This is a genomic window from Aquamicrobium ahrensii, assembly GCF_040545755.1.
Lineage (GTDB): Bacteria > Pseudomonadota > Alphaproteobacteria > Rhizobiales > Rhizobiaceae > Mesorhizobium > Mesorhizobium ahrensii.
Genome location: NZ_JBEPMN010000015.1, coordinates 29,937 through 43,023, shown reverse-complemented (window position 1 = coordinate 43,023; position 13,087 = coordinate 29,937). Strand labels below are relative to the sequence as shown.

The window sequence follows — 13,087 nt, the reverse complement described above, 5'->3', positions numbered from 1 at the left end:
TCAGCCATCTCCCAGCGCGTTCAGCGCCTTTTCGTAAAAATCGGGCGCACCGAAATTTCCACTCTTGAGCGCAAGGCGCACGGGCCGCGTTCCAATCGCAGCAAGCGCCGGGACGCCGGGATCGATCTCGGGGCCGATTAACAGACTGTGTGCGTCAAGACCGGCGACCACAGAACCCGAAGTCTCGCCACCGCCAACCGCGATCCGGACCACGCCGGCCTCCACCAGTTTCGTCGCAAGCATCCTGAAAAAGCCTTCGATCCTTTCGGCTAGTTCCTGACGCCCGAACCGGATCTGATCGGCCGCGACCTGCTTTGGATCGGCGGTCGAGTAGACCATGGGCTGACTGTCCAGATGCTCGCGGATCCACGCGACAGCCATGTCCGGGGTTTGCCGGCCCGCCATCAGTTCAGCCGGATCGAGCGCTAGTCCCGGATGAGACTTTAGATAGTGAGCCAATTGCGCTTGCGAGGCAGTCGAGCACGATCCGGACAGAGCAACGCCGGGGCCGCTCAGACGCGTATAAGGCGCGCTCTGTTTTCCCAGCAGCCCGGCCCTGCGAAAATTTTCCGGCAACCCGAGCGCAAGGCCGGAACCACCGGTGACCAGCTTCTGGCCAACCAGCGCCGCGGCGATGGCGAACAGATCGTCGTCCTCTACCGCGTCGATTACGATAAGCCGTCGGCCGGCCCCGGCCTCCGCTTCCAGCGCGGCTGCAATCTCCTCAGGGCCCATGCGGACTTGCTTGTATCCGACAAACCCGACCTCACCTTTCGTTTGCAGGCGCAGCCACCGGCGAACGTCCGGATCGATCATGGGATTAAGAGGATGCTTCTCCATACCTGATTCGCTGAGCAGGCGATCATTGACGAAAAGATGCCCCATGAAGAGCCGGCGGCCGGCCGCCGGAAACACCGGACAGACCACAGCGCTGTGCGCGCCGAGCGCATCCAGGAGAGCTTCGGCCACCGGACCGATATTGCCCTGTGGAGTGGAATCGAAAGTCGAGCAATATTTGAAGAATATCTGCTGGCAACCCTGTTCCAGAAGCCAATCCAACGCGACCAGCGATTGCGCCACGGCCTCCTCGGGGGCGATGGAGCGGGTCTTGAGCGCAACCACTCCCGCTTCGCATTCCAGCGCGGGCTTATCCGGCACGCCGACAAACTGCACCGTCGACATTCCCTGCCTGGCGAGAGTGTTGGCTAGATCGCTCGCGCCAGTGAAGTCGTCGGCGATACAACCGAGCAGCATGGTTATCTCCTATGAGGCTGTCAGGCTTGGGAAGCGAACCCCGGGATCTACATCTGCGGGTGCCGCCGATGCCAGTCTGTCGCGTCCTGAAACGCAGCGCCGGCCCGCAGCAGCAGCGACTCCTCCAGATGCCCGGCGATGAACTGGAAGCCGATCGGCAATCCCCCGCTTGTAAAGCCGCCCGGCAAGGTGATGGTGGGATTCCCGGAGGAATCGAACGGACTGGTGTATTGATGCAATCGGCGCACAGTCTCGACATTGACGCCAAGTCCGGCCATCCATTCGCAAGTCGGAGCCGAAAAGCTCTGCACCGGCGCGAGGATCAGATCGACATCCTCGAACAGGCGGCGAACGCGTCCGGTGAAATCGACGCGGCGAAGAACCAGCTTTTGGTACTCCAACCCGCTTGTGGCGCGGCCGAGTTCAATCAGTCCGGCGAGCGAGGGACCGTATTCGCCCTGGCGTGAGGGATAGGTTCCCTCATGCGCCACCGCCACCTCGACACCACATTGAGGGAACCAGTCCATGACTATCTGTCGGGAATCAGGAAACGCGATCTCCACCAGATCCATACCAAGCTGCACGGCGACGCGCCTGACCTCGTCCAGCACAGCGCCGGCCGGGCCGTCGACATCGGAGAGCCATTTGGCGTCGATGCCCAGCCGCAACCCCTTAGCCCCCTTGGAGGTTTCGGCCAGATAATCCGGGACGGGGGCAAGCGTGGCTGTGGGGTCCAGCAAATCCGCGCCGGCAATCGCACCCATGACAGCCGCCGCATCGCGGGCGCTGCGCGCCATCGGGCCGACATGATCCAGTGTCGGGGCCAGCGGGAACACTCCATGGCGACTGACGCGGCCCCAGGTTCCCTTCAGGCCGGTGATGCTGTTGGCGCCGCTCGGGAAACGGATCGAGCCGCCCGTATCTGTGCCGATGGCGGCGTAGCAAAGCCCGGCAGCGGGCGCTGCGCCGGAGCCGGATGAGGATGCGCCGACCCAGTGGGAGCGCCCCCACGGATTCTTCGGAGCGGCGATGTCGGCATGATGATCGGTGTAAGCGCCTTCGGTGAGCTTGAGTTTGCCGAGAATGATCGCGCCCGCATCGCGCAAGCGCCTGACCACCGTGGCGTCCTCATCGGCCATGAAACCGGAACGGACGACCGTACCTGCCGCCGTCGGCGCATCGGTGGTCCAGCACAGATCCTTGACGGCCACCGGCGCGCCATGAAGCGGGCCTCTTATCCTTCCGGCCCTGATCTCCGCCTCGGCCTGTCGCGCGGCTTCCAGAGCACTGTCGGCGCTGACCGCCGCGTAGCTTGAAATATCGGCGTCGACATTTTCGATCCGCTGCAACTGGGCTTCCGTAACCTCCACCGGCGACAGCTTGCCAGCATGAATGAGACGGGTCAGTTCAAGCAGTTCGAGAAAATGAAGTTCGCTCACGGCAGGCCTCGTTCGTGACTCATGGACAACCGCTTCATGTCGTCCCTTGTGCGGTGCAATCCGAAACCGCTCAGATATGATTGCAGATGTTCGCCGGACCCGGTCCGATCTTTCCGCCATGAGAGCGAAAAGGTCTTGCCTGGCCCGGCGAGGGTTACCGGGCGATACGCCTTAGTCGGCTTGGCCGACAGCGTTCTTCGCGAACTCGGTGTTGACGTTGCCGGCATAGCTGCTGGTGTCGGCGTCCTTGTCGATGATGCCGACAAAATCCGCGATGCGCATCGCATTTTCCCAGGATTTTTCGGAAACGGTCACTTCCTTCGGATAGGCCTTGGCGGCCAGTTCACGCTGGACAGCCTTTTCCACGACCGCCTTGTCGAGATCCGGGAACGCATCCTGCGCAACCTTCACCGCATCATCGGTGTTGGTGTAGATGTATTCCGAAGCGCGCTGAAGCGCATTGACCACGCGCTGCGTCTCATCGGCGTGGTCCTTCACGTAAGCCTCGGTCGAAAGCAGCGCGGAGAATGCGAACGGATACCAGTCGGGATCGGCGGAGAACGAGTAGACGACGCTCATACCTTCCGTCTCGACCTGGCTGATCTGGGGCTCGGTGCCGAGCGCGTAGTCGGAACGGCCGGCCAGAAGCGGCGCCATTTCATTGCCGACACCCACCTGGTTGATCTTGGCATAGTCCTTGTCGAAATTGTTCGATTGCATCAGATAGCTGAAGAAGGCCCAGGTGCTGTCCGGCTCCGGCATAGTCGTGACGATCTTGTCCTTGAACAGCGCGACATTATCCTGCAAGTCGGTCGAATCCTTGCCCACAACCCACACCGCCGGAGCATCCTGGATGGCTGCAACGACGACACCCGGACCGCCCTTGGCCTTGGAGATCGGGATGAAGACCGGATCATGGATCGAGAAGTCGGCCGAGCCGCCGAGAACCGCCGACCAGGACTGAGCGGCGCCGCCGCCGGTCGTGATCTTCACGTCCACTCCGGCTTCCTCGAAGAAGCCCTTGTCGCGCGCGACATACAGGGGAAGATAAAGCAGCGACTGGAACGCCTGATTGATGCGCACGGTCTTTGCCGCTTCCGCATGGCTGAAGGAAACGGTCGCGCCAAGCATGACGGCCGTTGTGATGATGGCCTTGTAATTAAACAATTTAATTCTCCACTCTACAGGTTCGACTTGATTTTTCAGGCACTGTCCCGCGCGTGATCTTGCCCGCCCCCTGTCACGCGTATTTCCAGGGAAGAATCCACCGTTCGAGGACCCGGACTATCGCGTTGAAGCAAGTGACCAGGATCATCACGACCAGCAGACCAGCAAGAACGGTGTCGATCGCGAAATTGGCGCTACCGACAAGAATGGAGTGGCCGACGCCGCTCTCGGAAGAGATGTACTCGCCGACGATGGCTCCGATAAGTGCGAAGCCGATGTTCAGCTTCAGGCCCGAAATCACCCACGTCATCGACGAGGGCACGACCACTTTGAGGAATATCTGATTGCGCGTCGCGCCGAAGGAGCGCATCAGGTTGATTTCGTCCTGATCGACCTGCTGGGCGCCGCTATAGGAACTCATCAGCGAGACGACGACGCAGGAAAAGGCGACGATGACGACCTTCGAGGTTATGTCCGTGCCGAACCAGATAATGATGAGCGGTGCGACTGCAAGCACCGGAATCGACCCGACCGCCGCGATGAAGGGCCGCGTCAACCGCGCTACCAGCGGCGAATACCACAGCGCCAGCCCGATGATGGAGCCGCCGACACCGCCCACAATGAAGCCGAGAACGGTTTCCATCGTGGTCACTTTCACATCATTGAAAAGCTGGCCGCTCGCGAACTGGCGAGTAAGCACGTCGAAGATTCTGGATGGGCTAGCGAACAGGAAAGTGCTGATCCAGCCCTGCCGCGCGGCGACCTCCCACAATATGAGGCAGGCCGCGAGAATGACAGCCTGAAGACCCCAGACCAGCAGCGTTTCACGCGCCGGGCTCATGCCGGCCAGTGAAGACGACGTGCGCCGAGCCTCTACATCGCCTTGTGACGTTTGCGATTGCGCGGACATCTATGCAACCTTTCGGTTCTTCGCCGGCAGCGATTGCTGGGCGATGCTCTTCCAGATGAGCTGGTAATAATGGTTGAAGGCGGGGGCCATGCGGCGATCCTGGACATCCGTGCTCTCGACGCCGAGATCGACCTTGATCTCCTTGATGATCTGGCCCGGACGGGCCTTCATCACATAGACACGGTCGGAGAGCGTGACGGCCTCCTCGATGTCATGCGTCACGAAGATCACGGTCTTGCGCAGACGCCGCACGGTTTCCAGAAGTTCGCTTTCCAGCGCGATCTTCAACGGATAGTCGAGCGCCTTGTAGGCCTCGTCCATCAGCAGGATTTCGGGATCCATGACCAAGGTGCGCATCAGGGCGGCGCGCTGGCGCATACCTCCCGAAAGAGCGGAAGGATAATCGTTTTCGCGGCCCTTGAGGTTGTAATCCTCAAAAAGGGGCCGTGCACGCTCCACTGCCGTCTTGCGGTCGACACCGCGCACCTCAAGACCGAGGATGACATTGTCCATGATGGTGCGCCAGGGCAGCAAAAGATCCTTTTGCAGCACATAGCCAAGCGAAGGATGCGGTTTGCCGGTGCTTGTCTCGCCCTGGATACGAACCTCACCGCCTGTCGGCGTCAGCAGACCGGCAATGATATTGAATAGGGTCGACTTTCCGCAGCCGCTGGGGCCTACAAAGGATATGAATTCGTTTTCATCAGCGTGAAAATTGAGATCGCGCAGCACCTCCGCAACATTTCTGTTCGAAGTGTAGCTGTGGGATATATTGCGGGCCTCTAGCTTAGCTTGCATATTGTCTCACACAGTGCGTCGGGTTGAATGTTCCATCTGGGTTTTGCCGATCATATCTGGCGGGCGGGAGCAGCCGTTGTGTTGCGAATCACCAGCGCGCCGGCAAAACGATCGTGTCTGATGGGAGCTTCCTGGCGGCCCATACGACGCAGCAAAAGCTCCACCGCCCGGCCGGCCATCGCATCGAGCTGCTGGCTGACGGTGGTGAGTTGATAGCTGCGCCAGGCAGCCATCGCGACATTATCGTAACCGACGACAGAAAGCTGCGAGGGCACGTCGAGGCCTACCTCGCGCGCGCCGTCAATCGCTCCGAAAGCGGAGAAATCGTTGACGCAGAAAACGGCGGTCGGCGGATCGGGCAGGTCGAGCAGTTCGCGGATACACATACGCCCACCCTCATGAGTGAACAGCGCGTCTCGCACCAGTTCGTCCGGCACCGCCTGGCCCAGTTCGCGCAGACCATGGAGGAAACCGTCCATGCGGTCGCGCGCAGTGCGAGCAACCAGCGGACCGCCCAGAAGCCCCATCCGGCGATGGCCGATCTGATACAGGTAGCGCGCCGCTTCCGCCGCTCCCTCGAAATTGTTGCTGGTGACCTGGTCGCAGGACGCGTCGGCGCTGCCGCGGTTGAGGAGCACAACCGGCGCGCCGAGCCTCAGAGCCTCATCGAGTGTGCCCGACCCTTCCGAGACGGAGGTGAAGATCACCCCATCGACCAACCCCTGCCGCACGGCGTCCAGCGCGGCATCTTCGCCGCCGCGATCCGAATCCCACAGCACCATGCGCTGATCGACCCGCTCCAACTGCTTGCCGACCGCTTCCAGCGCCTCAGGATAGAACGGATTGGTGATGCCTGCGACGACCACGCCGATCGTGGAGGTCTTGCGCATACGCAGCCCCTGCGCCAGAGCGTTGGGCCGATAGCCGGTCGCTTCCATGGCCGCCAGAACCGCCGCCCGCTTCTCCTCGCTGACATTGGGATTGCCGTTGAGAACACGCGAGACGGTCGCCTGCGAAACCTTCGCCACCCTGGCTATATCGACGCTGGTAACATTCATGCTCGTCCACGCCTCCTAACGTGGCCTCGCCAGCAAGAAGACGGCATACGCCGGACCTTCTCCCAAGCCTCCCTGATGACGCCTTTTGACGTTCTCAAGAATACGTAATCATAGTTTTCTGGATACGTCAACAGAGCCGACTTCGACGTAACCAAAAATGGATAATCTCACATCATATTGTTTTTAAATGAAATTTTTCTCCATATTCTGTCTACGGCAAATTCTACACCGCCATCTCTGTTGTTAAAATCAGTGTTTGTGAATGCGTAATCATAGAACTTGGTGAAGGGTTGGCTTGGCAGTGCGGCGCAAACAAGCTATGCCCAAGGAATAGGACAGCGCCTTGAAAGTCCTTCGCCGAAACCGGCGCAGGGAGCTTCCTGCGGATGGATGCGGCGCGGACCAACCATGACAGGAAATGAACGATGGAGCGCATGATGACCGCAGGCGACCAGTCCCCGAGCGATCGTAAGAGCGTGGTGGGGGTGATAGGCCTCGGGTCGATGGGAGGCGGCATGGCAACTGCACTGATGCGCGCCGGTTTCGAAGTCGTGGGTTGTGACGTCTCATCCGAACTGGTTGGCAAACTGATCGCAGCCGGGGGGCGTTCGGCGGGCAGCCCCGCGGAAGCAGCGAGCGGCGCCGATGTCGTGATTTCCGTGGTGGTCAACGCCGCCCAGACCGAATCGGTGCTGTTCGGCGAGAACGGGGCCGCATCCGCGATGCGCCCGGGCACGGTGTTCGTCTCCTGCGCCACCATGTCCCCGGAAATCGCGCGCCAGTTGGGAGCCCGGCTGGAGGCGACCGGACGCCACTATCTCGACGCCCCCATCAGCGGCGGCGCGGCGCGGGCGGCCCAGGGCGAGTTGACGGTGCTCGCTTCCGGCAGCGCGGCCGCTTTCGACGCGGCCCGGCCGGCCCTCGACGCCATGGCCGCCAGGCTGTACGAACTGGGCGATGCACCCGGCACAGGCGCCGCCTTCAAGATGATCAACCAGCTTCTTGCCGGCGTGCATATCGCCGCCGCCTGCGAAGCGATGACTTTTGCCGCTAAGCAGAATCTCGACCTTGCGAAGGTCTATGAGGTCATCACCGCGTCGGCGGGCAATTCATGGATGTTCGAAAACCGGATGCCCCACGTGCTGGCGGGCGACTACCGGCCCCTCAGCGCCATCGAGATCTTCGTCAAGGATCTCGGCATCATTCAGGACATGGCACGGTCCGAACGATATCCCGCCCCCCTCGCCGCAGCGGCGTTGCAAATGTATCTCGCCGCCGCTGGGGTGGGCATGGGAAAAGATGACGACGCATCCCTGGCGCGGCTCTATGCACAACTATCCGGTGCGACGCTGCCCGAGAGCTGAAGAGCCTTTGCGCGGCCCCGCTTCCTTGGCCGGTGATTTCGGCCTGGCGATGGGTTCGTAAGACTGTCGATATTGGTTCCGTCGCAAATTTGGGACGGAGACGGGGAGGAATCGCGGTCCTGTTTTCAGGCAGCCAGGATTTCGAACTGCCCGGCCAATGAAGATGCTGGGATACAGGCGTATCTCGCCTGTCGTCGCGCATCATGTGGGCCATTTCAATACCGCACAGGATAGTCGCTGCGCACGTGGTCGATTTGAAGCCGAGCATGTACCGGATCCGGCGCTTGATGCGCCGGTGATCTTGCTCGATGCGGTTGCTAAGATATTGACTTTGGCGGATACGGATCCGCTTCAGCGGTCGGCGGGATCGATCCTGCAACCTGCTCTCACTGTCGCAGATAATGATTGCCTCTCCGTTCGTCTGGCTGCCATCAATGACGATACGATCGGGCCGGCCATGATGCTTCAACGATGGCCGAGATGGCCAAGCGGGAGATCAGTGGCCTACCAGCTCAAGGCAGCCCGCTTCCCGGTCTATCGCGACCTGGCCGGCTTCGACTTTGCCAGCAGCGAGATCACGAGGTCCTCATGCGCCAGCTTCATCGGTACGAGTCTATGGATCAGGCTAATAACGTCGTGGTTGTCGGCGGTCCGGGAACGGGAAAGACTCACATCGCCACTGTCATTGGCGTGCAGGCGGTCGAGCGCCACCGCAAGCGCTTCTTCTCCACCGTGGAACTCGTCAACGCTCGAGCAGCAGAAGGCCCAGGACAAGGTCGGCCCATACAACCGCCACAAAGAAGGAGAAAGCACCCCCTTGCCCAAAGCCTGAGACCCAAAGCATACATGAAGATGGGTCACTTCTCCGCGGAAACCAACACACAAGGTCAAACCGGCACCGAAAGGCCGACTTTGACCCGGTCCATGACGACGAATGTCTTGAAGCGCTTGACGTTGTTGTTCTCGAAGAACAGCTGGCGGGTGAGGCTTTCGTAGTCGGCCATGGACTTGACGTTCACGATCAGCAGAAAATCTGCCTCTCCGGTTACATAGTAGCACTGCTGGATTTCAGGAACGCGCGCGAAGACGCGCTTTGCTCCCTCATAGAGATCGAGACGCTCACTCTCCATTTCGACTTCCACGAAGATGGTGATCGTCTGTTCGACCTTGGCGAGATTGACGACAGCGATATTGGCCTGAATGACCCCCGCTTCTTCCATCCTCCGGATACGCCGCTGAACAGCGGGCGCCGACAGGTTTACCAGCGTCGCGATTTTCCGCTGCGGCATCTTGTTGTCGATCTGTAGCGCAGCGAGGATCGCCCGGTCCGCCCTGTCAAGATCTGGCTTTGTGCTCATGAAATTTTCGCTCGTTTTTATACCCAAAAACGAGACATAACTCCTATGAAGAGGTCAATATCAAGCCGATTTTCCCCATGAACTGAATTATTCTTCAATCCAGCGTGAGCACGGCGGTTGAAATCACCGGGTCAGCCAGACCCGGCTGAACCCTGCCAGTGCTGGCAAAATGTCGCAATCAAGCTGGAACAGTTCAAACATGAAATCGGCCACACACTCGTTTGTCGTAAACAACAGTTTCGATGCTTCTGCGAAATATCCGGAGAATCTGCGTTCGATCCTGAACCGCGCTGACAGTGACGAGGCGCGCTCTGAAATTGGATCCTGGAAAGGCTACGACGTCACGCCGCTGACAGCTCTCCCCCAGCTGTCAGCCAGACTCGGGATTGCCTCCCTGCACTACAAGGATGAATCCGGCCGCTTCAACCTCGGCAGCTTCAAGTCTCTTGGCGGGGCCTATGCGGTTCTCAGAATCCTGCTCAGATATGTCGAGGAAAAAGTGGGGAGGAAAATCGACGCTTCCGAGCTTTTGTCGGGAAAATATGCGCATCTGACGAACGAAATGACGGTATGCAGCGCGACCGATGGCAACCACGGGCGATCTGTCGCCTGGGGAGCGAAAATGTTCGGCTGCAAATGCGTTATCTATATCCACGCAACGGTGAGCGAAGGCCGCAAACTGTCGATAGAAAGCTACGGCGCGCAGGTCGTGCGTGTCTCCGGCAACTACGACGATACCGTCCGCTTCTGCGCCAGCGAAGCGGAACGACTCGGCCACATCGTGGTCTCTGACACCTCTTATGAGGACTACTTCGAGATTCCGCGCGATGTGATGCGGGGCTACACCGTCCTGGCCGCCGAGATCGTCGAGCAGTTCGCCGACAAGGCTCCTCCCACCCATGTGTTCGTGCAAAGTGGTGTCGGTGGCCTGGCCGCAGCCGTGTGCAGCTATTTCTGGGAGGCGTGGGCCGGCGAGCGCCCTGTCTTTGTGGTTGTGGAACCCGAAAACGCAGCCTGCTTCTGTGAAAGCGTACGGGCGAATACACCCACAGCTGTCCATGGCGATCTCGAAACCATGATGGCTGGCCTGTCCTGCGGAGAGGTATCCCTGATAGCCTGGGACATATTGCGGGTGGGCGCGAATGCTGCATTGGCGGTATCGGACGACGCGGTAAGCGCCTGCATGCGGGCTCTGGCCCGGCCGCACGATGGCGACGCTGCGATCATTGCTGGCGAGTCAGCTGTCGGCGGCCTTGTCGGCCTTCTCACCGCGCTGGACGATGCCGATATCCGGACCCAGCTCGGACTCAACGAGAATTCCGTGGTTCTTTGCATCGGCAGCGAAGGCGCTACCGACCAGCACGTCTACGAGTCGATTATGGAAAGCGATCCGGCTTTTGCCGCGGAGAACCTGACTGCCTGAAAAGATGCGGGAATGGGAAAAGGGCCCGCTCCCGCATTCGTTTATAACCAAGGAGGAGTGAGCATGAAATTCTTTCAGACGATATTGGTAGCCGGTGCAATCAGCCTTGCAACGGCAGGTTTCGCGGCTGCGAGCGATGAGATCGTCGTCGCCACCGACACCAATTTCAAACCGTTTTCCTATCGCAACGAGAAAGGCGATTATGTCGGCTACGATGTCGATATCTGGAAAGAAATCGGGAAGATAACCGGTATAGAATACGAACTGCGGCCGATGGATTTCAACGGCATCATTCCTGGAATCCAGTCCGGCAACATCGATGTGGCCATCGCTGCGATGTCCCTTACCTCGAAACGGGAAGAAGTCATCGACTTCTCCTATCCCTATTACAAGGCGGGCATCACCATCATGGTGCGCGCGGACGAGGAGGGTGTCAGCGACCTCTCGGATCTCTCCGGCAAGGTGATCGCCACCAAGCAGGGCACCTCGACTGTCCCCTTCCTTAAGGAAAACACCGAAGCCGGAAAGGTCGCTCCGAAGGAGGTCAAGGAATTTCCCAACATCACCGATGCCTTCCTGGAATTGCGTGCCGGCGGCGCCGACGCCGTCATGTTCGACCTGCCGCCGCTTCAGGATTATGCGACGACGGTCGGCAAGGATGCAGTGAAGCTCGTCGGTCCTCTCTATCTCGGTCATTACTACGGCATCGGAATGCCTAAAGGCAGCGAACTCCGGAAGAAGATCAATGTCGCTCTCCTCGAAATGCAGGAAAGCGGCAAGCTGAACGAACTGCACAATAAGTGGTTCGGCTCGGACGCCCAATAGGCCAAGTCCAGACACTGACAACAGGGGAGCGGGTCCTTACCGCTCCCTATTCTCCGGGAGGCCAGATGACTAACTTTGAATTCGACTGGAGCGCGGTGTTCCAGGCCATTCCGGCACTCGTCAAGGGTGCGGAACTGACTGTCATCATAACCTTTGGCGGGCTGTTCTTCGGTTTCATCATCGGTGTAACCGCCGGCTGGATCAAGCTGGCCGGAAATATCGTGTTCAGGGCAATCGCCAATATCTACATCGAGGCCATACGTGGCACGCCTTTCATCGTCCAGGTGATGTTCCTCTATTTCGGCGTGCCGCTGGCTATGGGCTTTCGCATTCCGCCACTGGTCGCCGCCATCATAGCGCTCTCCCTGAACGCCGGTGCCTACATTGCCGAGATCGTCCGCGGCGCCATTCAGTCGATCGATCGTGGCCAGACCGAAGCCGGCCGCTCGATCGGCCTGACTGTCCCTCAGACAATGAGCTACGTGATCTGGCCGCAGGCCTTCCGGCGCATGCTGCCTGCGCTGGGAAACCAGTTCATCATTTCCCTGAAGGACACCTCGATCCTCGTCGTCATCGGCGTGGGCGAACTGACACGGACCGGCCAGGAGGTGATTGCCTACAATTTCCGCGCATTTGAAGTCTGGTTCGCCGTTGCCGTCATCTACTTCGTCATGACGTTCTCAGTCTCGCAGATCATAAAATACATGGAGCGCCGTTGATCGGCCTTGAAAGATCCGGAGCCGGAAGATGATCGAAATTACAGATTTGCACAAAGCTTATGGCGAACTCGAAGTTCTGAAGGGCATAGACGTCTGCATCAAAGCGGGAGAGGTGGTGTCGGTCATCGGCCCGTCAGGATCGGGGAAATCCACCTTCCTGCGATGTATAAACCAGCTTGAGGAAGCAACGTCGGGCCGGATCGTCGTCAACGGACAAGACCTTTGCGCGCGCACCACCAACATCAATCTGGTACGCGCAGAAATTGGCATGGTGTTCCAGTCGTTCAACCTGTTTCCTCATCTCAGCGTTCTGGAAAACGTCACCCTCGGCCCGCGCAAAGTACGCCGCATGCCGGTGAAGACCGCCAATGAGGTGGCGCGCAGAGTTCTGGAAAAAGTGGGGCTTTCCGGCAAAATAAACGCCTTTCCCTCGCAGCTTTCAGGGGGCCAGCAGCAACGCGTGGCCATCGCCCGTTCGCTGGCCTTGTCACCCAAGGCGATCCTGTTCGATGAGCCGACATCTGCGCTGGACCCGGAACTCGTGGGCGAGGTTCTGGCGGTCATGCGCGACCTCGCCAACGAGGGGATGACTATGGTCGTTGTCACCCATGAGATGAGCTTCGCGCGCGAAGTCGCCGACCGGGTGATCTTCATGGATGGCGGCCACATCGTCGAGGACGGTCCCCCGAAAGACGTGTTCAGGGCGCCAAAGAGCCCGCGTCTGAAAGAATTTCTGCGCCACGTCGTTCATCACTGAACACGAGCGCATTGT

At 59.7% G+C, this 13,087-nt stretch carries 12 protein-coding genes and 2 pseudogenes; 6 read left to right on the top strand and 8 right to left on the bottom strand.

Annotation, left to right across the window (positions count from 1 at the left end; genetic code table 11):
* The 6 genes from otnK to ABID44_RS15700 form a co-directional block, all read right to left on the bottom strand.
* Positions 1 to 1,254 carry a 3-oxo-tetronate kinase gene (otnK, locus tag ABID44_RS15725; RefSeq protein ID WP_354152657.1) on the bottom strand — a complete coding sequence of 418 codons (1,254 nt, stop codon included), beginning with the start codon at positions 1,252 to 1,254 and terminating at the stop codon, positions 1 to 3.
* A gap of 47 nt (positions 1,255 to 1,301) precedes the next feature.
* Entirely contained in the window at positions 1,302 to 2,693 is a 1,392-nt protein-coding gene (locus tag ABID44_RS15720) for an amidase (protein WP_354152656.1), read from the bottom strand.
* A 171-nt stretch (positions 2,694 to 2,864) separates the two neighbouring features.
* Positions 2,865 to 3,860 carry an ABC transporter substrate-binding protein gene (locus ABID44_RS15715; protein ID WP_354152655.1) on the bottom strand — a complete coding sequence of 332 codons (996 nt, stop codon included), beginning with the start codon at positions 3,858 to 3,860 and terminating at the stop codon, positions 2,865 to 2,867.
* Positions 3,861 to 3,933: 73 nt separating this feature from the next.
* A complete protein-coding gene (locus ABID44_RS15710; RefSeq protein WP_354152654.1) occupies positions 3,934 to 4,770 on the bottom strand; it encodes an ABC transporter permease in 837 nt (278 codons plus the stop codon).
* Positions 4,771 to 5,568, bottom strand: coding sequence for an ABC transporter ATP-binding protein (locus ABID44_RS15705; protein ID WP_354152653.1), 798 nt, complete (start codon positions 5,566 to 5,568; stop codon positions 4,771 to 4,773).
* 50 nt (positions 5,569 to 5,618) lie between these two features.
* Positions 5,619 to 6,626: a LacI family DNA-binding transcriptional regulator gene (locus ABID44_RS15700; RefSeq protein WP_354152652.1), complete on the bottom strand. Its 1,008-nt coding sequence runs from the start codon at positions 6,624 to 6,626 to the stop codon at positions 5,619 to 5,621.
* A gap of 425 nt (positions 6,627 to 7,051) precedes the next feature.
* On the opposite strand from ABID44_RS15700, the gene ltnD reads away from it, so the two are divergent.
* On the top strand, positions 7,052 to 7,990 hold the full coding sequence (ltnD, locus tag ABID44_RS15695) for an L-threonate dehydrogenase (protein WP_354152651.1): 939 nt from the start codon (positions 7,052 to 7,054) through the stop codon (positions 7,988 to 7,990).
* A 125-nt stretch (positions 7,991 to 8,115) separates the two neighbouring features.
* Here ltnD and ABID44_RS15690 read toward each other — a convergent pair.
* Positions 8,116 to 8,468, bottom strand: a pseudogene (locus tag ABID44_RS15690) (DDE-type integrase/transposase/recombinase); the annotation flags it as partial.
* Between the two features lie 15 nt (positions 8,469 to 8,483).
* Here ABID44_RS15690 and ABID44_RS15685 point away from each other — a divergent pair.
* Positions 8,484 to 8,752, top strand: a pseudogene (locus ABID44_RS15685) (ATP-binding protein); the annotation flags it as partial.
* A gap of 125 nt (positions 8,753 to 8,877) precedes the next feature.
* On the opposite strand, the gene ABID44_RS15680 reads toward ABID44_RS15685, so the two are convergent.
* Positions 8,878 to 9,348 carry an Lrp/AsnC family transcriptional regulator gene (locus ABID44_RS15680; RefSeq protein WP_354152650.1) on the bottom strand — a complete coding sequence of 157 codons (471 nt, stop codon included), beginning with the start codon at positions 9,346 to 9,348 and terminating at the stop codon, positions 8,878 to 8,880.
* Between the two features lie 199 nt (positions 9,349 to 9,547).
* Between ABID44_RS15680 and ABID44_RS15675 the strand changes: the two genes are divergently transcribed.
* The 4 genes from ABID44_RS15675 (at position 9,548) to ABID44_RS15660 (ending at position 13,072) form a co-directional block, all read left to right on the top strand.
* Positions 9,548 to 10,771, top strand: a complete 1,224-nt coding sequence (locus tag ABID44_RS15675) for a diaminopropionate ammonia-lyase (RefSeq protein WP_354152649.1) — start codon at positions 9,548 to 9,550, stop codon at positions 10,769 to 10,771.
* A 63-nt stretch (positions 10,772 to 10,834) separates the two neighbouring features.
* On the top strand, positions 10,835 to 11,596 hold the full coding sequence (locus tag ABID44_RS15670; protein ID WP_354152648.1) for a transporter substrate-binding domain-containing protein: 762 nt from the start codon (positions 10,835 to 10,837) through the stop codon (positions 11,594 to 11,596).
* Between the two features lie 65 nt (positions 11,597 to 11,661).
* Complete coding sequence (locus ABID44_RS15665; protein WP_354152647.1) at positions 11,662 to 12,315, top strand: amino acid ABC transporter permease; 654 nt, start codon at positions 11,662 to 11,664, stop codon at positions 12,313 to 12,315.
* Positions 12,316 to 12,343: 28 nt separating this feature from the next.
* Positions 12,344 to 13,072 (top strand): amino acid ABC transporter ATP-binding protein, encoded by a 729-nt coding sequence (locus ABID44_RS15660; protein WP_354152646.1) that lies wholly within the window; start codon positions 12,344 to 12,346, stop codon positions 13,070 to 13,072.
* Positions 13,073 to 13,087 lie beyond the last annotated feature (15 nt).

Coding starts and splice junctions, on each gene's coding strand:
- ltnD (WP_354152651.1), top strand. CDS start 7,052: ATGGAGCGCATGATGACCGCAGGCGACCAGTCCCCGAGCGATCGTAAG.
- ABID44_RS15675 (WP_354152649.1), top strand. CDS start 9,548: ATGAAATCGGCCACACACTCGTTTGTCGTAAACAACAGTTTCGATGCT.
- ABID44_RS15660 (WP_354152646.1), top strand. CDS start 12,344: ATGATCGAAATTACAGATTTGCACAAAGCTTATGGCGAACTCGAAGTT.
- otnK (WP_354152657.1), bottom strand. CDS start 1,254: ATGCTGCTCGGTTGTATCGCCGACGACTTCACTGGCGCGAGCGATCTA.
- ABID44_RS15705 (WP_354152653.1), bottom strand. CDS start 5,568: ATGCAAGCTAAGCTAGAGGCCCGCAATATATCCCACAGCTACACTTCG.
- ABID44_RS15670 (WP_354152648.1), top strand. CDS start 10,835: ATGAAATTCTTTCAGACGATATTGGTAGCCGGTGCAATCAGCCTTGCA.
- ABID44_RS15700 (WP_354152652.1), bottom strand. CDS start 6,626: ATGAATGTTACCAGCGTCGATATAGCCAGGGTGGCGAAGGTTTCGCAG.
- ABID44_RS15680 (WP_354152650.1), bottom strand. CDS start 9,348: ATGAGCACAAAGCCAGATCTTGACAGGGCGGACCGGGCGATCCTCGCT.
- ABID44_RS15710 (WP_354152654.1), bottom strand. CDS start 4,770: ATGTCCGCGCAATCGCAAACGTCACAAGGCGATGTAGAGGCTCGGCGC.
- ABID44_RS15665 (WP_354152647.1), top strand. CDS start 11,662: ATGACTAACTTTGAATTCGACTGGAGCGCGGTGTTCCAGGCCATTCCG.